Annotated in this window: 20 protein-coding genes; 4 read left to right on the top strand and 16 right to left on the bottom strand. The window is 43.4% G+C overall.

The features are described from left to right. Nucleotides 1-7: 7 nt before the first annotated feature. Together rimM and RLN88_RS01145 are read right to left on the bottom strand one after the other, a co-directional pair. Nucleotides 8-529: a ribosome maturation factor RimM gene (gene rimM, locus RLN88_RS01150; protein WP_350219539.1), complete on the bottom strand. Its 522-nt coding sequence runs from the start codon at nucleotides 527-529 to the stop codon at nucleotides 8-10. Nucleotides 530-535: 6 nt separating this feature from the next. Beyond that, the gene (locus RLN88_RS01145; protein WP_350219538.1) at nucleotides 536-1207 is read right to left on the bottom strand and encodes a 30S ribosomal protein S16; all 672 of its coding nucleotides are present in this window, start codon (nucleotides 1205-1207) and stop codon (nucleotides 536-538) included. A 300-nt stretch (nucleotides 1208-1507) separates the two neighbouring features. On the opposite strand from RLN88_RS01145, the gene RLN88_RS01140 reads away from it, so the two are divergent. From RLN88_RS01140 to lpdA, 3 genes are read left to right on the top strand one after another with little or no spacing between them, the layout of a single operon-like run. Beyond that, entirely contained in the window at nucleotides 1508-4228 is a 2721-nt protein-coding gene (locus tag RLN88_RS01140) for a 2-oxoglutarate dehydrogenase E1 component (protein ID WP_350219537.1), read from the top strand. A 51-nt stretch (nucleotides 4229-4279) separates the two neighbouring features. Beyond that, nucleotides 4280-5836 carry a 2-oxoglutarate dehydrogenase complex dihydrolipoyllysine-residue succinyltransferase gene (gene odhB, locus RLN88_RS01135; RefSeq protein WP_350219536.1) on the top strand — a complete coding sequence of 519 codons (1557 nt, stop codon included), beginning with the start codon at nucleotides 4280-4282 and terminating at the stop codon, nucleotides 5834-5836. Nucleotides 5837-5880: 44 nt separating this feature from the next. Beyond that, nucleotides 5881-7275: a dihydrolipoyl dehydrogenase gene (gene lpdA / locus RLN88_RS01130; protein WP_350219535.1), complete on the top strand. Its 1395-nt coding sequence runs from the start codon at nucleotides 5881-5883 to the stop codon at nucleotides 7273-7275. On the opposite strand, the gene RLN88_RS01125 is transcribed toward lpdA, so the two are convergent. The 13 genes from RLN88_RS01125 to RLN88_RS01065 all read right to left on the bottom strand — a co-directional run bounded on the left by RLN88_RS01125 (nucleotide 7276) and on the right by RLN88_RS01065 (nucleotide 19735). After that, a complete protein-coding gene (locus RLN88_RS01125) occupies nucleotides 7276-9021 on the bottom strand; it encodes a tetratricopeptide repeat protein (protein ID WP_350219534.1) in 1746 nt (581 codons plus the stop codon). 126 nt (nucleotides 9022-9147) lie between these two features. Then, entirely contained in the window at nucleotides 9148-9522 is a 375-nt protein-coding gene (locus RLN88_RS01120; RefSeq protein WP_350219533.1) for a DUF1801 domain-containing protein, read from the bottom strand. Next, on the bottom strand, nucleotides 9519-9893 hold the full coding sequence (locus RLN88_RS01115; protein WP_350219532.1) for a VOC family protein: 375 nt from the start codon (nucleotides 9891-9893) through the stop codon (nucleotides 9519-9521). Before RLN88_RS01115 ends, RLN88_RS01120 begins: the two co-directional genes overlap by 4 nt. A 2-nt stretch (nucleotides 9894-9895) precedes the next feature. Then, nucleotides 9896-10528, bottom strand: a complete 633-nt coding sequence (locus RLN88_RS01110) for a GyrI-like domain-containing protein (protein WP_350219531.1) — start codon at nucleotides 10526-10528, stop codon at nucleotides 9896-9898. Between the two features lie 86 nt (nucleotides 10529-10614). After that, complete coding sequence (locus tag RLN88_RS01105; protein WP_350219530.1) at nucleotides 10615-11103, bottom strand: YybH family protein; 489 nt, start codon at nucleotides 11101-11103, stop codon at nucleotides 10615-10617. Between the two features lie 9 nt (nucleotides 11104-11112). Then, on the bottom strand, nucleotides 11113-12072 hold the full coding sequence (locus RLN88_RS01100) for a helix-turn-helix transcriptional regulator (RefSeq protein ID WP_350219529.1): 960 nt from the start codon (nucleotides 12070-12072) through the stop codon (nucleotides 11113-11115). Nucleotides 12073-12155: 83 nt separating this feature from the next. After that, complete coding sequence (locus RLN88_RS01095; RefSeq protein WP_350219528.1) at nucleotides 12156-13025, bottom strand: LolA-like protein; 870 nt, start codon at nucleotides 13023-13025, stop codon at nucleotides 12156-12158. Between the two features lie 142 nt (nucleotides 13026-13167). Beyond that, nucleotides 13168-13521, bottom strand: coding sequence for an arsenate reductase family protein (locus tag RLN88_RS01090; protein WP_350219527.1), 354 nt, complete (start codon nucleotides 13519-13521; stop codon nucleotides 13168-13170). A 3-nt stretch (nucleotides 13522-13524) separates the two neighbouring features. Next, the gene (locus RLN88_RS01085) at nucleotides 13525-14352 is read right to left on the bottom strand and encodes a DUF3667 domain-containing protein (RefSeq protein ID WP_350219526.1); all 828 of its coding nucleotides are present in this window, start codon (nucleotides 14350-14352) and stop codon (nucleotides 13525-13527) included. A gap of 248 nt (nucleotides 14353-14600) precedes the next feature. Beyond that, on the bottom strand, nucleotides 14601-15518 hold the full coding sequence (locus tag RLN88_RS01080; protein WP_350219525.1) for a DUF2268 domain-containing putative Zn-dependent protease: 918 nt from the start codon (nucleotides 15516-15518) through the stop codon (nucleotides 14601-14603). A gap of 21 nt (nucleotides 15519-15539) precedes the next feature. Beyond that, nucleotides 15540-16058, bottom strand: coding sequence for a hypothetical protein (locus RLN88_RS01075; protein ID WP_350219524.1), 519 nt, complete (start codon nucleotides 16056-16058; stop codon nucleotides 15540-15542). Between the two features lie 84 nt (nucleotides 16059-16142). Further along, complete coding sequence (locus RLN88_RS01070) at nucleotides 16143-16943, bottom strand: LytR/AlgR family response regulator transcription factor (RefSeq protein ID WP_350219523.1); 801 nt, start codon at nucleotides 16941-16943, stop codon at nucleotides 16143-16145. 722 nt (nucleotides 16944-17665) lie between these two features. Then, nucleotides 17666-19735, bottom strand: coding sequence for an alpha-ketoacid dehydrogenase subunit alpha/beta (locus RLN88_RS01065; protein ID WP_350219522.1), 2070 nt, complete (start codon nucleotides 19733-19735; stop codon nucleotides 17666-17668). A gap of 292 nt (nucleotides 19736-20027) precedes the next feature. Here RLN88_RS01065 and RLN88_RS01060 point away from each other — a divergent pair, with 292 nt between their 5' ends. Beyond that, nucleotides 20028-21161, top strand: coding sequence for a Fic family protein (locus RLN88_RS01060; protein ID WP_350219521.1), 1134 nt, complete (start codon nucleotides 20028-20030; stop codon nucleotides 21159-21161). Between the two features lie 89 nt (nucleotides 21162-21250). Here the strand turns inward: RLN88_RS01060 and RLN88_RS01055 are convergent, their stop codons facing one another. Then, nucleotides 21251-22009, bottom strand: coding sequence for a hypothetical protein (locus RLN88_RS01055; RefSeq protein WP_350219520.1), 759 nt, complete (start codon nucleotides 22007-22009; stop codon nucleotides 21251-21253). Nucleotides 22010-22025: the final 16 nt, after the last annotated feature.

The raw sequence follows: 22025 nt of genomic DNA, 5'->3' as shown, positions 1-22025 counted from the left end.
CATGAAGTTAATCATTGTAGATATCAAGCAATCCTTCCGGCAGCACAACAGATACTTTTTTATTAGGGATATCCACGACCGATAGAATTTCATCCTTGAGGGGAATCAAAATTTCCTTTCCTGCTGCGTCTAAAGAAATTAGCTGATTTCCATTGAGGTCAATTATTTCCCTTATTACGCCAAGTCTATCCTCTTTTTCAAAGACATCACACCCTACAAGCTCATGGAAATAATATTGTCCATCTTCCAGTTTAGGTAGAAAGGTAAGGGGCAGGTAGATGTCTGATTTGATTAAAGGCTTTGCATCTTCCAGTGAATTGATATCTTCAAACTTCACCAGCGCCCTGTTACCATTGACTTGTATGGTTTCAATAAAAAAAGGAACCAGCTTTCCTTGTTGTTCAAGAAAAACTGATTCCAAATTTTGATATTCGTCCGGAAAATCAACATCCAGTGAGATGCCAACTTCTCCATTCAGACCGTGGGTTTTGATCACTTCCCCAAGTTGGTAGCAATCAGCTTGCCTCATGGAGACTTAACCCTCTTTTTTGTCTTCTTCTTTAGCCTCTTCAGCAGGAGCTTCTTCTGTAGCTTCAGCCTTTGGCTCTTCTTGAGCTTCTTCAGCAGGAGCCTCTTCTGTTGCAGTAGTTTCAGCTTGTGCTTCTTCTACCTCAGCTACATCCTCTTCCACATCCTCATTTCCTTCAGCTCCACCTTCTTTGATTTCTTCAACCAAAGCTGCTTCAGCTTCCAGAGCTCTTTTCTTAAGCTCTTCAGCTCTTGCTTCGCTCACTTTCTTCTCTGCTTCCAGTGCTGCTTTCTTCTTGTCAGCCTGATCCTTGGCAAGTTTGTCAACTTTACCCTGAATCTTAGACTCTTTGTCTTTCATCCAGGCTTCAAGCTTCTTATCAGCCTCTTCCTGAGTAATTGCTCCTTTGTTTACTCCTATCTGAAGGTGTTTTTTCATCATGATACCTCGGTAAGAAAGCATGGCTCTCACAGTATCTGTGGGCTGAGCACCTTTCATTACCCAATCAAACGCTTTGTCATTGTCTAAATGAATAGACGCTGGATCTGTGTTTGGATTGTAAGTACCAAGTTTCTCAATAAAGCGACCATCTCGTGGTGCTCTAGCGTCTGCCACTACTACATCGTACATGGCTTGTTTTTTGCGTCCTCGACGCGCTAGTCTAATTTTTACTGGCATAATTCTTTTTGTTTATGGAACTCGTCCATCAAAAGGTTTAAAAATGGAGCGCAAATGTAGTCTATTTTTCTCTGAGTGAGAAAGATGTGATGAAAAGAAAAGGATCGCACTTTAGCGATGAGGAAAACTCGTAGATCCCAGCAAAATATTTTAAACCCTCCAGGCCTAAGAAAAGACGATATTAAAATAACTAAGTACCTAGTTATCAGTATTTATTCGTATGTGTATTTGCATAAACGATTTTACAATTTTTAAAGAAACTTATTAGGATATACCTTTGTTTCAGAACACATTATGAGTATGGACAAATATTCCTACATCGCCAATGCTCACGGTAATTACCTTGATGAGCTTTTTAAGGCCTACAAAGATAACCCAAATAGCATAGATGAATCCTGGAAGAAGTTTTTCGAGGGATTTGAATTTGCGCAGGAGAAGTATGGAGAGAATGGGGTAGCAACTACTGATGCCATCGCCACTCCTAAGGAAACGGCAGTTAGAAACCTCATTTACAATTACAGGTCTTGGGCCCATCTGATCGCAGACACAAATCCTGTAAGGGAGCGGAGGCATCACGTTACTAAGCTTGAGATCAAGGATTTTGATCTTTCAGAAAGTGACCTGGATTCAGAATTTGAAGTAGGGGCAGAGATAGGTCTCGGTAAAGCGACCCTGCGGAAAATCGTAGAAAAGCTGAAGAAAGTCTACTCCAATCACATTGGCTTTGAGTATAGCCATGTTCGAAACTCTGAGGTTCATGAGTGGTTTAAAGGCAAAGTAGAGGCGGAGGGTTTTGATATCAATCCGCCTAAAGAAGAGAAGAGAAGGATATTGTCCAAACTCAATGAGGCGGTAGTTTTTGAAAACTTCCTTCACACCAAATTTTTAGGTCAGAAGCGGTTTTCACTTGAAGGTGGAGAAAATATGATTCCGGCGCTTGATCGGATCATTAGCAAAGCTGCTGAATTAGATGCTGCTGAAGTTATGATTGGGATGGCGCATAGAGGACGGTTGAATGTGCTTGCAAACATTATGGGCAAGACTTACGAAGAAATTTTTAGTGAGTTTGAAGGTAATCAGGAGGTAGACCTGACCATGGGAGATGGGGATGTGAAGTATCACCTTGGATACTCTTCTCACATGGAAACAACTTCTGGAAAGAAAATGTATGTGAAGCTGGCTCCAAACCCTTCTCACCTGGAGGCGGTTGACCCGGTTGTTTTGGGCTACTCCAGAGCACAGATCGATGATGAGTACAAAGGGGATATGGGCAAGGCTATCCCAATTCTTATTCATGGTGATGCCGCAGTTGCCGGACAAGGGATCGTTTATGAGTGCGTTCAAATGTCACTTTTGGAAGGCTACAAATCTGGTGGTACGATCCATTTTGTGATCAACAACCAGGTAGGGTTCACCACGGATTTCGTTGATGCACGATCCAGTATTTACTGCACGGATCTTGCCAAAATCGTTGATGCGCCAATTCTTCACGTAAACGGTGATGATGCTGAGGCAGTAAACTTCTGTGCAAATCTGGCTGTCGAATTTCGCCAGCGATTCAATAAAGATATTTTCATTGATATGCTGTGCTATAGAAGGCACGGTCACAATGAAAGCGACGAACCAAAGTTCACCCAGCCAAAGCTTTACAATGCAATTGGTAAGCACCCGAATCCCCGGGAAGTTTACGTGAAAACGCTGAAGGAACGTGGCGATCTGGATGAGTCAGATGTAGAAAAACTGGACAAGGAATTTAAAACCCTTCTTCAAAACCGTCTGGATGAGATCAAGCAAAACCCGCTTCCATACAAGCCTCAAAAAATCGAAGAGGAATGGAATCACCTGAGGAGGTCGAAAGTAGAGGACTTTGACAAATCTCCAGATACAAGTATTTCTCAGGATGTTATTGATAAGGTGGGGAAAGCGATCAGCGAGGTGCCAAAAGGATTCAAGCCTCTTCGCCAAATTGAAAAGCTCATCAAAGACAGAAAAGCAAACTTCTTTGAGAAAAAGGAGCTTGGATGGGCAGATGCCGAGCTACTTGCTTATGGATCTTTGTTAGCAGAGGGAACGATCGTGAGAATGTCAGGTCAGGATGTGAAAAGAGGAACTTTCTCTCACAGGCATGCCTACTTCTTCGATTCAAATACGAATGAGCCGTACTGCGGACTCAACAATATTCAAAAGGATCAGCAGCCATTGAGAATCTACAACTCGCTGCTTTCAGAGTACGGAGTGTTGGGTTTTGAGTATGGCTATGCGATGGCTACTCCAAATGCCCTGGTGATTTGGGAAGCTCAGTTCGGTGATTTTGCCAATGGTGCACAAATCATGATTGATCAGTTCATAATCAGTGCTGAGAGTAAATGGCAAAGGATGAATGGACTGGTGATGTTGCTTCCCCATGGCTATGAGGGGCAAGGTCCTGAGCACTCAAGTGCAAGGATGGAGCGATTCCTTCAAATGTGTGCAGGCGAAAATATCATTATTGCAAACCTTACTACTTCAGCGAATATCTTCCACTTAATGAGACGACAGGTAATGTGGGAATTCAGAAAGCCAGCGGTTGTGTTTTCTCCTAAATCACTCTTAAGGCATCCGGGTACTATTTCTCCAATTAAAGATTTTACATCAGGACGATTTCAGGAAGTAATCGGGGATGACTATGTGACCAACAAAAATGTGAAGAAGGTGCTGTTCTGTTCAGGTAAGGTCTACTTTGATCTACTGGAAGAGCAGAGTAAGAAAAAAGCCAAGGATGTGGCCATCGTGCGGGTAGAGCAAATCTATCCATGGCCGCAAAAGCAAATTGATGCGATTCTGAAGAAATACAATAATCCTAAGTTGGTGTGGGTGCAAGAGGAGCCTAAGAATATGGGGGCCTGGAGCTACATCAACATGCGGATTGACATGGACTTTGAGGTGGTGGCAAGAAAAATTAGTGCTTCACCGGCTACTGGATTCTCTAAAGTTCACAAGGAAGAGCAAGCAAATCTTGTAAAACAAGCATTTGAAATTTAAAAAAAAACAGATCTGGTCTGAAGAAATACAAAACATTAAAACAAGAAGAAAATGAGTCTTGAAATGAAAGTTCCTGCGGTTGGTGAGTCTATCACGGAAGTGACCGTAGCATCATGGACAAAAAGTGACGGAGACATGGTCCAAATGGACGAAGTGATCTGCGAGCTGGAGTCCGATAAAGCCACGTTTGAAGTGACTGCTGAAGCGGCTGGGAAGCTTAGCATCAAAGCACAGGAAGGAGATACGCTAGAGATCGGTGCTGTTTTGTGTGAGATAGATGAGAACGCTAGTGGAGGTGGATCATCCTCAAATAAATCTTCCGAAAGTAAAAGCGAAACTTCTTCCAGTGGCTCGTCAGTAGCAAAGGCTACCGGTGAGGTGCTTGAAATGAAGGTGCCAGCTGTTGGTGAATCTATTACTGAGGTAACCATTTCGAACTGGGCAAAAACAGATGGTGATTTTGTGGAGCTAGATGAAGTGATTGCTGAGATCGAATCCGATAAAGCAACTTTTGATCTTACAGCTGAAGCTCAAGGAAAGCTTCAAATTGTAGCTCAGGAGGGTGACACCTTAGAAATTGGAGCTTTGATTTGTAAAATCGAAGTGATGGAAGGTGGTGTGCCAGCTTCAGGTTCTTCGTCAGGTGGATCATCACAAACTTCGTCTTCATCCGGTTCAGGTGAAAGTAATAAGACTTATGCAACAGGTCATGCTTCTCCAGCAGCATCTAAAATCCTAGATGAGAAAGGAATCGCTACATCGGATGTGAAGGGATCTGGAAAGGATGGTCGAATCACAAAAGAGGATGCAATGAAAGCTGAGAAATCTGCTCAGACTTCCTCTAAACCTTCCGAGGATAAGCCTTCCAAACCTCAGTTTGAGGCACCAACTTTTGGTGGAGGCATCAGCCGTGAGCAGCGAAGAGAGAAGATGTCTTCTCTTAGAAAGACTGTCTCCAGAAGGCTTGTTTCTGTGAAGAATGAGACGGCCATGTTGACCACTTTCAATGAGGTGAACATGAAGCCAATCATGGATTTGCGATCCAAATACAAAGAACAATTCAAGGAGAAGCACGAAGTTGGATTAGGCTTCATGTCATTTTTCACCAAGGCTGTCTGTGTGGCCCTTCAGGAGTGGCCGGCAGTGAATGCTCAAATTGATGGAAATGAGATAGTGTTTAATGAATACTGCGACATATCGATCGCAGTATCTGCACCTAAGGGCCTTGTGGTTCCGGTTATTAGAAATGCAGAGGCATTGAGCTTTGATCAGATTGAGAAGGAAGTGGTAAGACTTGCTACTAAAGCAAGAGATAATAAGTTGAGCATTGAGGAGATGGAAGGTGGAACATTCACCATTACCAATGGCGGAGTATTTGGCTCTATGATGTCTACGCCAATTATCAACGCACCGCAATCAGCCATTTTGGGAATGCATAATATCGTGGAACGTGCAGTAGTGGAAAATGGTGAAGTAGTAGTACGTCCAATGATGTATGTTGCTCTTTCATACGATCACAGAATCATCGATGGAAGAGAGTCTGTAAGTTTCCTTGTGAGAGTTAAACAGTTATTGGAAGACCCAACCAGACTTCTTTTAGGCGTTTAATTCAATCTAAAATCTAAAATCTCCCAATCTAAAATCTATAAAATATGGATTATCAAGTAGTAGTAATAGGTTCAGGTCCCGGTGGATATGTTGCAGCTATTCGCTGTGCACAGTTGGGTATGAAGACTGCCATCATTGAAAAGTATGATACCCTTGGTGGTACATGTTTGAATGTAGGTTGTATTCCATCGAAAGCACTTCTGGATTCTTCTGAGCATTTCCATAATGCGGAACATACTTTTAAGACCCACGGGATAGATATCAGCAAGCCAAAGGTGAATCTGAAACAGATGATTGACCGAAAGGCGGATGTGGTGAAGCAGAATGTAGAAGGGATTGATTACCTAATGAAGAAAAACAAGATTGATGTTTTTCATGGTATGGGAAGCTTTGTTGATAAGAATACAATCCAGATTGACGGGAAGAAGAAGCAGCAAATCACTGCTGAGAAAGTGATTATTGCTACCGGCTCCAAGCCAGCGAGCCTTCCTTTTATCAAGCTGGATAAAGATCGGGTGATCACTAGCACTGAGGCGTTGGAATTGAAGGAAGTACCTAAGCATATGATTGTGATCGGAGGGGGTGTGATTGGCGTTGAGCTGGGATCGGTCTATGCTAGACTGGGAGCGAAAGTTTCTGTGGTTGAGTTTTTAGATAATCTCATCCCAAGTATGGATGGTACAATGGGAAAAGAGCTTCAGAAATCACTTAAGGGAATTGGCTTTGATTTTTACTTGGGACATAAAGTGACAGATGTAGAGAAGAAGGGAAAGAATGTCACTGTAAAAGCGGAGAATAAGAAAGGGGAGACCGTAGAATTGAAAGGTGATTATTGTCTGGTATCCATTGGCAGAAAACCATATACTGACAAACTGGGATTGGATAAGGCAGGCGTAAAAATGGATGATCGTGGCAAGGTGGAAGTGGATGATGATTTGAGAACCAACGTTGACAATATCTACGCGATTGGCGATGTAGTGAAGGGTGCGATGCTTGCTCATAAGGCTGAGGAAGAAGGAGTGTTTGTTGCAGAATCAATTGCGGGGCAGAAGCCGCACATCAATTACAATCTCATCCCGGGTGTTGTTTATACCTGGCCGGAAGTTGCTTCAGTTGGATATACAGAGGAGCAGTTGAAAGAGCAGGGAAGAGCCTTCAAAACAGGAAAATTTCCATACAAGGCACTCGGAAGAGCAAGAGCGAGTATGGATACCGATGGCCTGGTAAAGATTCTTGCAGATAAAGAAACGGATGAGATTTTAGGAGTCCATATCATCGGTGCGAGAGCAGCAGATATGATTGCGGCCGGAGTTACTGCCATGGAATTCCGGGCATCAGCAGAGGATATTTCCCGAATGTCTCATGCACACCCCACCTACATGGAGGCCTTCAAAGAGGCAGCTCTTGCAGCTACCGACAACCGACCAATTCATATGTAATTATTTGGGGAAGGAAATACGGAAAGTAGTGCCTTCCCCAAGTTTACTTTTCACAGATACTTCTCCATTGAGCCTCTCCACGGCTCTCTTCAGGATGTGAAGTCCAAGGCCAGTTCCCTCAATTTTTCTGTTTACCCGGAAAAACATGGTGAAAATTTTTGAGACAGTTTCTTCGTCCATGCCAATGCCATTGTCGGTAGACTCGATCTCAATCGCATCCTTTGTCTGGCGCACGGAAATGTGTATTTCCGGCGTATTGTTTTCCGTGCGGGCATACTTAATTCCATTCTCAATTAAGTTTTGCATGATCGTATTGATCAGTGCCCACTCCGCTTCAAACCGGATCTTCGGGTCCACATCAATCTTGAATTGAACCAACTCATAATTGGCCAGAAATTTATAGGAAGCAATGCAGTCGTAGATGATCTTTTCAAAGTCTATCTCCTGTTTGGTGTCCTCATTGAAAGACATTTTAGTCAAGTTCAAAAGTCCGTCAAGGATGGTATTGAGACGACTTGTCTGATTGTCATACTCGTTGATAAACCTAAGGGCAGTCTCATCTTTGACATCCATTTTGGCAATGTAGCTCAGGCTCATCATGGAGGTGATGGGACCTTTCAGGTCGTGGGAGATCCGGTAGAAAAAAGAATCCAATTCTATGTTTTTCTTTTCAATGATCTCTGCTTTCTCCTTTTGCGCAGTGGCTTCCATCTCCAGGGTTTGCATCTTATTTATGGTATCATACCCTTCGATCACTTTCGCCGTTCGGTCATTGATCACACTCTCCTTTTCATCCACATACTGTGACAGGTATTTTAGCGCCAGTTCATAGTTTCCCCTTTTCCTGGCAATGTCATGCAAGAGTAGGTTTGCTCTAAACTTTATGAGGATGATTTTATGCTTATTGCTATACTCCAGCACTTTAATAAGCGTCTCTTCAGCCTGATCAAGATTACCCATTTTGATGTATAGAGCCCCAAGCTTGTGATAGCTCATAGCCCAGCCAAGCTTTTCCCCCATCTCATTGTGTATCCTGATGGACTCCAGAAAGTCCTGTTCCGCTTCAGCAAACTGTCTTGTTTGGGTGTATATTTTACCCCTTCCATACAGTGCAAAAGCCAGCCCCCGTGTGTCCCTGGTTTCCTTTTTCATGCGTATGGACTCCTCAATGAGATCCATCGCTTCAGTCACCCTGCCTTCATTGAGGTAAATGCCGGAGAGTGGATTGTACGCATTTGACTGAAGGTTCAGGTCGCCGGCAAACTTTGCTGAATCGACGGATTCCTTATATATCTGCTTGGCACTTTTTGTATCCCCAAAGTATTCGTAAATCGTGCCCATCGATTTTTGCACCCTGGACAGATTGTGATAGTCTCCAAGTTTTTTGTAGGTAGCCAGACAGTCAGTGAGATAGTTTAATCCCTGATGAAAATCGTCCCTTTTATACAAAGCTCCTGCAATGGTGTATTTAGCATCCGCTATGCCTTTCTCATCCTTTAGGTTTTGGAAGTGATCGATTGCCTCATTGGCCATGTTGATGGAGAGATCAAAATCTCCTATGATCATGTGAAAAAGGGAGAGCTGTGCAAGGGACTGAGCGATGAACGACTTGTCATCTGCCTCTTTACTAAGCTGAAGTGCCTCCTCCGCCAGTGAAATGCTCTTTTTAAGGTCGTTGACCCTGCAAGCATAGGCATCACTTAGTAGTGATTCAATTTTCGTTTTGGCAGTCGTGGGCGGGATCACGTCGATAAGAATAAATGATTACCTCTAAAAATAATGGAGGCGACCCATTTGCCCACCTGATTTTCAAATTCCCGGTGCTTCGGACTGATGAATTAAGGGGTTATACCTACAGATTTGATAAGCAAATTACTTATTAGATTTTCTAACGCTGTACTTTGTGGTTTCGTCAAGGATAAGCGCTTCATGGATGATCTCATGGATTTGCTGCTCCGGCATATCTGCCACGCTGTATAAGCCAATGCCGGCTATCTGCTTCCTGCCTTTGAAATCAAGAATGCCCTGGTCATTGGATAGCTCATTACCCCTGGTAAATGCCAGTTCCACTCCACCATCCTTCAGTGGGTTGAGGTAGCAAATCCAGCTTTTTCGGTAATAAAATGGCACATTGTAGCTAATCTTTCCCATCAGGTCATAATCACTTGTCAACCGCTGGTGCAAGTAAGACACGATGGCCCTTTGCTGGCCATCGAGTCCAAGGATAAAATGATTGATCGTTTTCAAGGAAGCTCAAAGTATGGATTGTAGATCAACCCAATGATATTTCCCCAAGGGTCTTTCAGGTTTGAAACGACAATTTCACCGCCTACATTTTTAGGCCCTTCATGTTCGGTGGCACCCAATTCAATCAACCGCCTATGCTCCTCTTCCACATTATTCACTCCCCACAGAGCCTGGATATTGGCCGACTTTTGAGTTGCGGGGGTGTCGTCAGGCAAAAGACCCAATTCATAGCCCTGAATGTTATACCCCACGTAAAACGGCTCATCAAAATAGGGTTCTTGATCAAACGCTTTGGTATACCATTCCTTGGCTTTATCCAGATCGGCCACATGGTAAATGGTGGTCCTCAGACCCAAAAAATGCTTGTTCATGGCTAAATCTTTTTAACTGAATACCTCAGGATCGTTTTCAATTTTTCCTCCAGGGTTTTCCTAGGGTCGCTAAGATAAATCTCGTGGTGATGTCCGTTGATCACCAGCCCGTTTTCCTTTGCAAACTCCAGCATTTTCATGATGGAAGGCTCTTCTTTGTGGTAGCTGCCAATGTGTAGAATTTGGACAGAAAGCCCTTCATTAATCAGTTCAAACTTCACTTCATCCTCAGGGAGCAGTTCAGGATTTTTTGTCTTTACTTTTTGAACCGCTCGATAAAAGTGATCTCCCTCCACGAAATCGGGCATTCGAATGACAATTTTCCAGTTCCACTCTTCGGGAGGGGTCTGGGTAAACTTATGCTGCGCCTCCAGCCCCCCATCAATCCACCAAAAACCCTCCATCTTTGGCACCACAAAATCCATATCCTCTGCCTTGCAGGTAAACTTGATGGCATATGCCACGGCATACATTTTTTCGATGGCCTGAAGGAATTCCGGTGCATTGGGATTGCCCCTGCCACTCACTGATAGATAATAATAAGGCTCCAAATCCCTTAATTCTGGAGTTTTGGTTGCTTTGTAATAGCTGGGATCTGCTTTCTGCAGATTTAGTTTGTCAATTGTTGCTTCCATAGTATATGATGTTTTGTGTTTATGAAAACAAAGAAATCAGGTGTAGTGACAGCCCTATGTCACTCGATAAATGCAGCAGACAAATTTTATTCAAAGTGGGTGAATTCCCTACTTTCAACGCTCTGATAAGTGATTCGTTCTCCGTTGATTTCGCTGGTATCCCAATCCTGGGTGATTTTCCACTTGCCGTCGATCTTTTTTAATGCCACATGAAATCTGCCGATGTGTATGGGTGGTTCATCAATGGAAGGGTTGCTGATTCGATAATAACCTACCTCATAGGCATTATCCCCATTGACCATTCTGTGCTCAAAGGAAAACTCGATAATGTTTGGTTGCTGGCGGCCGGTCATTCGCTCGGCATTCCGGCTTTTGTATTCGTCCCCCACCAGTAAGCGTCCGGGGTTGATTCGCCAGACATCATCAGAATGAATTGCATTGTAGGCCGCTCCATCATTGGCCTCCCAGGCCTTAGTGAATGGAATCCAGATTTGAGTATCAATTTCCTCCTGAGCTGATTGACTAAAAGAAAGGAAAGAAGTAATGAGTAGGGTTAATGTGAATGTCTTTTTCATGAGATTATTTTAAACGAAAACCGAACTATGGTGTTCCAGAAGTTCCTTGGCGTATGTCGCGGCAAGACCCTGCAACTCAGATGGGGATTCAATCTCCACGTCTTTCCCAAACATCATGAGCCATTTTGCCAGGTAGTTGTAATAGGGTGTGACAAATTTCATCCTGTACCTGCCGTCTTTAAGCTTTGCCTCACTCACAAAACCCATATAGTATTTCTGATCTCCCATCATACGTGCAATCATGCCGGTGCAGATAATAACAGCTTCTTTGGCATCTGTCCCTATCAAAGAGTCATTTAAAAAATCCAGATAGTGTGGGTGCTTTTTAGGATCAATTTCTTCTGGTAGTATTTTCACTTTTTGGATGCGATCTGCACGAAAATCCCTGAGATCTTGTCTCAGCCTGCAAAATCCGATCAGGTGCCATCTGGAAGAATAGAAGACCATTCCCAGGGGTTCCACCTCCCGCGCGGTGGTAGTGTCAGTATAGTGGGAATAATAGGTCATGGATATCAGCCGGTTGGTGGCGATGGCCATCTGGATTTCTGCAATGTGGGAGTCTGGAAATTGATCTGCTTGAGGAGTAGGCCGGATGGAAATTCGCTCTTCCAGGTTGTCCAGAAATTCCTTGTCCGAGTACTTGAGAACCGCCTTGATCTTATACATGGCTTTTTGGAAAGCTTCTACGGTATGACTATCGGCAGCTTTTTCTATAAATTTTGCCCCAAGCAGGATAGCGCTGGCTTCTTCTTTATTGAAAACCACGGGAGGCAGGTGATACCCCTCCACAATGAAGTACCCCTCGCCGGCATCTCCTCCTATGGGTACGCCTGCTTCCATTAGTGATTTGATGTCGCGGAAAATGGTGCGCCTGCTTACTTCAAATCGATCTTCCAGTTCATCGATGGGAATCCGGGGTTTCCCTTGCAGATGGATGAGGAGGGCGTTGAGTCGGTCGATACGGTTCATGAGAGAAAATTATGAAATTCTCTCACGTTTAAAGTACCAATTTGGTTTAATGATTTTTGGGAAGGCAGAGTACCTGACCGAAATTACTCCGCTGCTACAAGGACATTTTGTTTTGCAATTTTCAGCCTTAGCTCTTCGTATCCTTCCCAGAAGTCTTGCATTGATTCTTCTGTGGCCGTCTCAAAAAGCGGGGTGTTTTCATAGATGAAATCCTGAGATGGTATCTGGCTCACAGTCTCTATCTGATTCATCACCAAAAGGGCACTGTAATGAAAATCATCCAGGCTGATTCCATTAAACTCCACGCTTGTGAGCTCATATGCGCCATGGTTAAAATCAAAATCCTCTGTCCATGAGATGGATTTCCATATTTTGGAATTTTCTGCCAGCGGTGTGTATTCAATCCTCACGATGGCCAAATATGTTTTGTCCACATAGATTTTACCACTTGCCTGTCCGCCTGATTTTACAGGCCTAAATTCAATAACCGATACGTCAAACCCGTTGATTTCCGTGTCACCCGCATAGCTAAAACTATAATAGCCCCGGTGCTTCTCATCCAGAAAGGAGTTTGGCCGCCAGATGGATGATCGGGCCATGTCGCTGGCATTGCCTAGCAGGAGTTTGGTCTTGTCCACCTCATGAAAAGCCTTTTTTCTGGTTCTGATTGGGCTGATGGATGCATTGGATACCCTATTAAGGTTGGAGGGGATGTAGATGTCCACGATTCCCTCTGCCAGGTAGTAAGTGGAGTTGGTATCCGAAACGGATTCTTTGTAATAGCCAACTTTGTGCAGTCTGCTCATTTCATAGTTGATATGAAAACGATTGAAGACCTTTTCCATGATCACGCGCCCAGCTGCTACCTGTTCTTCTTCAGAGCCCGATTGATGATATGCCGAATTTCCGTACTGGAAAATGAGCATCAGTGTAATTAGTGAAATAAGTCGCATACCGGTATAATTTGGTATGATACAAACTTAGAACCCGTGATGCCTGAATTTACCCCTTAAATTCACCCAATTCAATGTAAGTAATAAGCCTAAGGGGGTATAGCTACTTTTACTTAAAGTGATACTTTAAGCTTTTAGTGTTTTAAGTAAGGTTGCTCTTTAGTGTTTCGATCACCTTTTTGCTATTGCCCACGAAGATTTGATTATCGACGATAAAGACAGGACGCTTCAAAAATGTATATTCTTCCTGGATGAGTTTTCTGTAGTCATCTTCAGATAGATTTTTATCACCCAGGCCCATGGATCGGAATTTCATGGCTTTTCGGGAGAAGAGCGATTCGTAGGATCCTGATAGTTTTTTCATTTCGTCAATCTGAGCAAAAGTCATCTGTTCAGTTTTGATGTCTTGTGTTTCAAAATCTGAAATCAAATCGCCAAGTTCATCCATGATGCGCTTGCAGGTAGTGCAAGTGGATAGGTAGTATACTTTTTTCATCCCTCAAAGAGACCAAAAAGTGATAAAAAACAGCAAGGATCGATAAATAAATATGAACAGGCTAAATGCAATTGAGCCAAGCATTGCATTGGCAAATGCGCGGATTCCTCCGGTTGAATAAAAAGTGAATTCTACGCGATAGAGGTAGTATAAAATGAGCGAAAACATTACTCCGCTTGTGACTAATTCTGAGATAAAGCTGGAATTGATCGATGCAATAAGCAAAAAGGCCAATCCTAATACCTGAATGCAAAAGAGGATGATGAAGGACATCAATTCGAGGCTGACAATTATATGATCGCTGAAGAAACGCTTGCTATTACGAGAGTGGATCATCCAGAAAAACATTGCCTGAAAGAGTGAAATGAGGATTAACAGCAGTTTCGACAGCTCTGTTGACTTTGAGTCATATCTTAGGCTAAATGATTCAAGTGTTTCACCGGACTCTTCAAGTCTGGAATTCACCATTTCTGTGGCCAGATCACTATGAAGGAACGGAAAGGCGTTCATCTGCAAGTGGAGATTTGTGTTGAACGTATTGAAAACCGGAAAAAGAAAATAAATAAGGTTGGCCAGGAAGAAGATCGAAATCGGCTTCATGTACTTTTTGCGCTTGCCTTCCACAAAATCTGCCGAAAGCCTGCCCGGAGCAATCAGGATGGTTTTGACCGTGCGAAAGAGCTTATTGTCAGCAAAGGTGATGGCATTGATAAACTCTCCCAGAAAATGCTTTAGCTTCCTATCCTCCTGACGAATGACTTTCTCTCCGCACTGATTGCAGTAGTTGCCGGAGAAGGATGTGCCGCAAGATTTACAGGTGTGTGTTTGCAAGTGATAGAATTGATCCAATCAAAGCTAAGTAATCTTTCTATTTGACGGGAGCTCCAATAGGTGCTAAACCTGGGGTTCATGCCTCAAGCTTATAGTTAACAGTTGCTCCTTTCTGTGTGGCATTCACGGATGGAGATCCTTCGCTTTGCTCAGGATGACAGCTCCGAGTGAAGTCCAGTGCTATCATGCTGAGGAACGAAGCATCTCTGCACTCGTAGAAGAACAATCAAATTTCCAGACTTAAAATACTATTCAGTGAAATAGTCACTAGCTTCAAGAAACGCCTGGGCATCTGAGACACCCAAAATATCTTTCAATGCCTGATCCTTGTCTCTGGCATTCAGATAGTATGATTCACAAATTTTATAGCCCATCGTATACCCCAACAAGGTATTTTTATTTTCCTCGGTCAAGGATTCCCACATCCAGTAACTCTGGTCTTGATTTTCAAGGTCTGTTAGGAACCGAGCTTTGAGGTCTGCCTCATTCGCTTCAAAAAATGTTTTGTTTCGGTACGGATTTTTACTTTTCTCAACCAGATAATAGGATACGAATTCAGCACCTCCTTCCCTTAAAACTAAATCGAGCATATTGTTGGGTTGACTATACGTTTTGATGTAATTCTGAAATCCTAATGTTCGTGCTTGCTGGAAGTGAGTCAACTCGTGTAGCATTAAATGAAGTAATTTCTCCGGTTGGTCGACAGCTCGTTCAATTGTGATTAATTGTCCTTTTGGAGAAGCTTGTGCGATTCCCCGATTGGATCCCACCAGAAAATATGCAGGAGGATACATGGCATTGGGTATCTCATTATGGAAGCTTGTTAACTCTTTCAAGTATTGCTCATTGAAATCGGTGATCTCCTTACGAAAGTCGGATAAAAGGGCATATTGTTCCGGGTTTTTAGCCAATGCCTTTGCAAGTTTTTCAGGCGTTAGTCCATGCCTGCCAATATACTCGGTGAGACCTGCAGAAGCTTTAGAAAAATAGTGCTCATTTAGTACACCGATTGTGTCAGAGTCTACATTCAGCAAATAATAAGCAGTAAGGAAATTATCCAGATCGGAATAGATGACCTGAGCTTCTTTGGGATCGGTTAGATAAGACGGCTGTGCGGCTGTCACCATACAGACACACAATAAGGAAATTGATAATAATGATTTCATAGTCGTTTTTGTTTTGAGTTTTTAAATCGTTTGTCTAACCCTTTTGGCGGATGCAATCACTGCATACAGCGTGGGTCCGGCAAAGAGGAAAAATGTGATGAGAGCTACCCAGATTCCTGAAATGGTCAAGTACTCGCCTAACTGAATATTCGATCCGGTCGGGTCAAACAGGATATCAAGAAACATGGGTCCGGCCATGGCGATTAGCAGAGCTAGATCAAACAAGAAAGTGAAAACCCATAACTTGTCCATTTGATTCTTTAGTGATCTTGTTGCAATCAGAAAGCTTCCTACCACAATGACTCCCGTGATGATTGTGACCCAGATTCCCGCTGGTATCTTGATCAGCCCGAACTGATAGCCGGCATATCCGGAATCAAAAAATCCTCGGAAAGGAGCCACAAGATTGGCGAGTAAATATGGGAAGTGCGCAATTGCAATGATCAACAAGGGCCGATTATATTTCTTCTGGTGAATCAACCTTCCAAACCAGATCAGATAAAGAAAAGCCAATGGCAATCCGACGTATAACCAATTCATAATTTTGAAAATTTAGTTTGCGATACTAATCGAAAGGCTTCAGCCGAAGTTGGCTATTCAGCTCGTTTTGGGGTGAATGGACGACTATTTGGGGTAAGTGAATAGTTGATCGACCTGATTCTGATATTTTTTGGAAACGGAGAGTTCCAGGATTTCTTCATTCTGCCGCAGAAGGATGGTGTCTTTTTTTGGATAATCTTCCACAAAATGAAAGTTGATCATGTACGATCGGTGGATACGGATAAACTGGCTGTAGGCCTGCAACTGATCTTCGAGCGCCGAAAGGCTGGAACGAAGCGTTTCTTTCCCTCTGGTGGTTACAATGTCCACATAATTATCATCCGCTTTCAGGCTGATGATCTCACTAATGGACAAAATCAATGAATCTTTTCCTTCGCCGATCAGCTCAATACTCCCATCAGCAACTTCCTTTTTTCCGATCATAGAGTGGAAATACAGATACCTCGCATAAAGCGAGAAGGTGAGGTAGCAAAAGCCAACCATCAAAAGGCAGGCAAGCCAAAGTTCCAGATATTCCAAGAAATCGATACATTCCCAATCGCAGGATACGCCTCTGATGATCAGATAAATATGGATCATAAAAAGGATTTTGAGCCCAAAGATTCTCAGGTCGAACGCATGATCCTTTCTGGCTCTTGGACTAAAAACAAAATCGAACAGGTAGCTGATCATGATCCAGAGAGCCGCGAAAAGAAGCAGGCTAAAAAGTAAGTAGATGTAAGCCTCAAAGTTGTTATTGTTGATGCCAAAGGGACGTGTAAGGCCAAGGAAGAGCCAGATGAAGAGGCCTGAGGAAAGGTTGAAAAGATGCTGCTTCCTTTTGTGGAAGTAAAACCAGTGAAAGTATTTGTGGTTGGCCAGCATGGGGGTAAAGATGCAGGTTCTTTGGGTTAAATACTCGTTCAGCTTGACTGAAACTTTTTCTGAAAGTCATTCATGGAGGAGATCCTTCGCTTCACTCAGGATGACAGCTCCGATCTAGGTTCAGTGCTAAAATTTAAACCTTTCTACTCCCTTGATTTCTGTGTCATGCTGACGAGAGGAAGCATCTAAGGAGATTCCTGATCTCCGCTCCGCTGCGTCAGGAATGACGTCCTTATTTCAGTGCGCCATCCAAAAAGTCAATGGGGGGAGTATTTGATTTTTTATTTGGGCTTTATTTCTGTGCGTCATCCCGGACTTGATCCGGGATCTTCTTCTTTGCTTTCGTAAAATGTCATCTAGAAGGGTTTGAATACTGATAGTGGGGAGAACTAGGAATCTAGATTATGAAACTTAGGTCAGCGAATATGAGCCAAAAGAGAAACAAGCCAAAAATCAAACAACCAATAATGATTTTTAGCCGCCTCTTGTTATAGGCTTTATTTTCAACCTCCATTTTTTGCCTGATAGCGTCTAGAGCTTGGGGAGTAGCTTTCTTGAACTTATAGATTTTTCCATTTGATTTAGAACCTCTTTCTTTGAGTTTGGCATACAGACCTTTCCTGGAGAGCTTAGATAGATTCTCCTCATTTAGTTTGGCCATATCCCGTGCTATTCCCCAGGTTCCCATAATTATTACACGTATTAGTAAGTAAGGTAGTTACTCAAAAACTTGCGACTTCCCTCATCTTCTCCGCAATCCGCTCCACATTTGGCACCACAGATTCCATCAGGGGCACATTATGTGGAAGTGGAATGTCGGGCATAGCTATTCGCTCTACGGGTGCGTCCAGATAGCTAAATCCTTCTGAGGCCAGCACCGCAGCAATCTCAGCTCCGAAACCAGCAGTCAAGGCATCTTCATGAACAATGAGGCATTTGTTGGTTTTTTTAACGGAATTGAGCACGGACTCTTTGTCCCATGGCATGATCGTTCGCAAGTCAAGCACATCAGCCGAGATTCCGGTTTCGTCCACCGCTTCTTCACATGCTTCGCACATCGCACCCCAGGTCACCAGCGTGATGTCGGTTCCCTCCCGGAGGAGGTTTGCCTTTCCGAATGGAACAATAAATTCATCACCCGGGTAGGGTCGCCTGGCGTAGCGGTTATCGTTCAGGTTTCTATGTTCAAAGAACATAGTAGGGTTGTCCGAGCGCATAGCTGAGCGAATGAGGCCTACTGCATCCTGTGCATTGCTCGGGAAGGCTACTTGCCAGCCAATGGCGTGTGCAAACATCACCTCATTTGTCACCGAGTGCCACGGGTCACCCACTTTCGCAAATCCTCCGGGCATCCGCACTACTATTGGGCAGGCAAAACGATTGGCAGTTCTCCATCGTGTCGTTCCGCAGTTGTTGAGCTGTTCCATGGCTGGGTCAGCATATTTTCTAAACTGTATCTCAGCCACGGGCATCAGTCCCGCATAGGCCATCCCCACAGCCCGACCGATAATCCCCTCTTCGGATAGCGAGGTGTCAAATACCCGATCTTTTCCATATTTTGATTGCAAGCCCATGGTTACAGCGTGTACTCCTCCTTTCATTCCCACGTCCTCTCCAAAGACCAGCACTTTTGGGTTGGTTTTCAGCTCATAATCCAATGCCAGGTTGATCGCCTCCCCAATGTTGATTCTTCGTTTGTCCGGCTTGGGTTCTTCGCTACTGACCGGGAACATTGGATTAGATGGTCTTAGTCCTCCGATTCCCTGTACTTCATCAGCTTCTGAGAAGACAAACTTTTTGATTTTGGTAGTGTCAGGGAGAGGCCGGTTGAGTGCTGCTTCAGCAGATTGATCTACGATCTTTTTGGCCTCTTTCTCTAATACTTTCCACTCTTTATCGGAAAACATCTTTTTGATGGCTTTCAGCGGATCATTCGCCTGCTCTTTCTTCAACAGTTTTTCGTCCTTATAGGCCTGATTGTCTTGGTAGGAGTGGCCATTGAGCCTTGGCACGGTCAGTCGCACCAGTGCCGGGCCTTTTCTTGATCTTACATGGTCCGTTCCGGCTTTCAATAGTTTAAATGCTTCTTCGGGATCTGTACCGCTTCCATCCCAGATATCCAAATTTTTGAATGAAGCCAGATTTTCTGCAATGTTTCTTCCCGGTGTTTGGTATTCACTCGTTACCGATATGCCATAGCCATTGTCCTCGATGTAGAAAAGCACAGGAAGCTTTTGTGTGGTAGCGATAGTCAAAGCAGACCAGAAGCCATTGGTGGCCACTGAAGCATCACCACCCAGGATGGCGGCTATTGAATCCTTATAATTTTTATCTTTTAATGTCTTCGTATAGTATTCAATGCTTTGCGCCCAGCCGATGGCTGGGGTATACTGCGCACCCACATCACCGGCCATCGGCAGCACCACACAGCCACGGTCAGATTTTGGCATGTTGCACACCACTCCGATATCGCGTCCATCACTGTATCCACCTGACCGTGTGAGGGGAGCAGAAAGCGCATCTTCCACGGAAAGTCCAAGACCAATCATAAGCGGGCGGGAACGATAGTAGGCGCTTGCTGCATCTTTAGGTTTATCGAGTAAATGTGCAAGTATCAGCTGACCCAATTCATGTCCTCTGGCTGAGAATTGATATAGTACTTTCTTTTCAGGAACGAGCTTGTTTTCTTCCAGATCGTCCATGGCTCGGGAGATGAGCATTTTCAGAGCGATTTCCTTCCAGTCTATCACTGATGCTTTCTTTTTTTGGGGTGCTGTTGCTGTTTTTGACATAGTATTTTCTTGGGATCGCTAAGTTACAAAGGCGAGGAGTTTTTGATGCCTGATTTACTAGTAAACATTAGAAAAATTAAAAATTAATGTTTACTTGAATTGCAGACCTCAAAATAAAGCCGTACTTTCGAACAAACATCAAAAATTGAATTAATTGATGTTTACTTGAGTATAGACTTTAAAGGACAATCAAAATTGGTTTTCATTCTGACCGCAGTGAAGAATCTATCTTAAATTGATGCAGATCCTTCGTTTTCACTCAGGATGACATTCTAAAAAGAGATGTGAATAAATGAATCAACCCCTTTTCCATATAAACCCGGATCGAAATAAACCCTGGAACGATCTGCCGGATTTGCCGATCCATCCGGATCTGTATCGCACGGTGGAGGTGATGGAGCAACTGGCCAATACAAAATCGGCACTGGGACGATTGCATGGGAGATCTATCGCCATTCCCAATCAGGGTGTTTTGATCAACACGATTTCCTTACAGGAGGCAAAGGCATCAAGTGAGATCGAAAATATTTTCACCACAGACGATGAATTGTACCAGGCGTATAGCGAGGAGGGCGAGGATGTGAGCATCAAAGGCGCCCCCAAGGAGGTGCTGCGATACAGGGAGGCGCTCTGGGCCGGACATCAGCATTTGATGGATCATGGTACGTTTGACATGGATTACTTCATCCGCATCTACCGACTGGTGAAGCAAACAAACGATGGAATCAGGCCATCGAGTGCACACATCTACATCAAGCAGGGCGGAACAGGACCGAATGCAGGGACTGCCATCTACACCCCGCCACGGGGCAAAGGGATCATTGAGCAAAAGCTTCAGAACCTACTGGAGTTTGTGAATGATGACGAGAAGTATCCGATTGACCCGCTGATCAAGATGGCGATTGCGCATTATCAATTTGAGGTGATCCACCCATTCCGGGATGGAAACGGAAGAGCTGGTAGGATTTACAACATCAATATTTTGACTCAAAAAGGGCTGCTGGATCTCCCGATCTTGTTTTTGAGCAGATACATCATTGACAATAAAAATGACTATTACTCGCATCTTGCAAGTGTGACTCAGCGTGCCATGTGGGAGCGGTGGATACTGTTTATGCTAAAGGCAGTTGAGGTAACGGCCAACCTGACGTTTAATAAAATTAATGATATCATTTCGGCAAAAGAAGGCATTTTGGAAGCCATTCAGGGGGACACAAAAATCAGAAAGTCCGAAATGCTGGTTCAAATGATTTTTACCCAGCCGCTGACGAAAGTAAGCCACTTGACCGATGCAAAAATCTTTGCGGAGAATACAGCCAGAAACTATCTAAATGAATTGGTGGAGCTGGGTATCCTGGAAAAGCGTACGATTTCAGGCCATCATTACTACCTGAATTTGGAGCTGTACCGAATTTTGTCTGAGTAATGAATGTGAGTATTACTTAATCACTTCCACTCAAATATGCTCGAATCTCACTGGCAATCGGGTATAAAAAATGGCAAAGAGTTAGAAATTTATTCTGGAGTGGAAGTGATTAGCTCATTTACAATATCCTTCTCCAATGCATCTAAACGTTTCTTTTGTCGCTCAATATAGAGCATTGCGTCCTTTATGGTGGTTCTATGAATACGAATTGCGCGTTTAAACTCGCGATCATTCATCAATTTTCCGTAATCACCTTTAAGTGCAATGTCTCCGACATTCAAATCAGCATGGATGTTTCCTGCTTTATAAAGCTTTAATGACTCAGACCAACTGTGGTCAAGGTCGGCTAGTATATCATCATCTAATAAATCCTTGACTGAAATGGCAAAATCATTTCCATAGAGCTTTGTTTCAATCCTCTTGCTCGTGAGCAAGTAGTATTCTATAAATCGTATGATCCGTTGATTTTCGACAGTATTTCTTATCCTGGACATTTCAGCGTCATTGTTTGAAATAAAAGTGTGCCAATTAGGAAGGTATTCTCCTTCCTCTTCAACATCTACTATAAAAAAGTTCTTTTTCAAATAACGTAAAAGAGTGCTAGGTTTTGGAAGTACTTTTCCAAAAAGTGAATCAGTGATATGAATATCTTCTTGATTAAACTTTCCTAAATTGTTATGAAGAAAGTTTTTTTCATCTTCTATTTCTTGAAGTATGGTCGAAAGGATCTCATTCTTTTTTTCCTGAAGCTGCCTTTGTTCTCTCCATTCATCGAAAATGAATGAAGAAACAATGCCAATAAAAATGACCATAAATTCTAGTACGAAGAAGCCAAACGTTCTTTTCATTTATATAATGATAAAA

The sequence above is a fragment of the Ekhidna sp. genome, assembly GCF_040223195.1.
Classification (GTDB): Bacteria; Bacteroidota; Bacteroidia; order Cytophagales; family Cyclobacteriaceae; genus Ekhidna.
This window is presented reverse-complemented; position numbering and strand designations above follow the sequence as displayed.

What these genes read in the sequence shown, in the direction of transcription:
- RLN88_RS01110 (WP_350219531.1), bottom strand. Translation starts at nt 10,528, where the DNA reads ATGGAAGCAACAATTGACAAACTAAATCTGCAGAAAGCAGATCCCAGC.
- RLN88_RS01060 (WP_350219521.1), top strand. Translation starts at nt 20,028, where the DNA reads ATGAATCAACCCCTTTTCCATATAAACCCGGATCGAAATAAACCCTGG.
- RLN88_RS01115 (WP_350219532.1), bottom strand. Translation starts at nt 9,893, where the DNA reads ATGAACAAGCATTTTTTGGGTCTGAGGACCACCATTTACCATGTGGCC.
- RLN88_RS01140 (WP_350219537.1), top strand. Translation starts at nt 1,508, where the DNA reads ATGGACAAATATTCCTACATCGCCAATGCTCACGGTAATTACCTTGAT.
- RLN88_RS01100 (WP_350219529.1), bottom strand. Translation starts at nt 12,072, where the DNA reads ATGAACCGTATCGACCGACTCAACGCCCTCCTCATCCATCTGCAAGGG.
- RLN88_RS01095 (WP_350219528.1), bottom strand. Translation starts at nt 13,025, where the DNA reads ATGCGACTTATTTCACTAATTACACTGATGCTCATTTTCCAGTACGGA.
- RLN88_RS01070 (WP_350219523.1), bottom strand. Translation starts at nt 16,943, where the DNA reads ATGCTGGCCAACCACAAATACTTTCACTGGTTTTACTTCCACAAAAGG.
- RLN88_RS01145 (WP_350219538.1), bottom strand. Translation starts at nt 1,207, where the DNA reads ATGCCAGTAAAAATTAGACTAGCGCGTCGAGGACGCAAAAAACAAGCC.
- RLN88_RS01075 (WP_350219524.1), bottom strand. Translation starts at nt 16,058, where the DNA reads ATGAATTGGTTATACGTCGGATTGCCATTGGCTTTTCTTTATCTGATC.
- RLN88_RS01105 (WP_350219530.1), bottom strand. Translation starts at nt 11,103, where the DNA reads ATGAAAAAGACATTCACATTAACCCTACTCATTACTTCTTTCCTTTCT.
- RLN88_RS01080 (WP_350219525.1), bottom strand. Translation starts at nt 15,518, where the DNA reads ATGAAATCATTATTATCAATTTCCTTATTGTGTGTCTGTATGGTGACA.
- RLN88_RS01065 (WP_350219522.1), bottom strand. Translation starts at nt 19,735, where the DNA reads ATGTCAAAAACAGCAACAGCACCCCAAAAAAAGAAAGCATCAGTGATA.
- rimM (WP_350219539.1), bottom strand. Translation starts at nt 529, where the DNA reads ATGAGGCAAGCTGATTGCTACCAACTTGGGGAAGTGATCAAAACCCAC.
- RLN88_RS01090 (WP_350219527.1), bottom strand. Translation starts at nt 13,521, where the DNA reads ATGAAAAAAGTATACTACCTATCCACTTGCACTACCTGCAAGCGCATC.
- odhB (WP_350219536.1), top strand. Translation starts at nt 4,280, where the DNA reads ATGAGTCTTGAAATGAAAGTTCCTGCGGTTGGTGAGTCTATCACGGAA.
- RLN88_RS01055 (WP_350219520.1), bottom strand. Translation starts at nt 22,009, where the DNA reads ATGAAAAGAACGTTTGGCTTCTTCGTACTAGAATTTATGGTCATTTTT.
- lpdA (WP_350219535.1), top strand. Translation starts at nt 5,881, where the DNA reads ATGGATTATCAAGTAGTAGTAATAGGTTCAGGTCCCGGTGGATATGTT.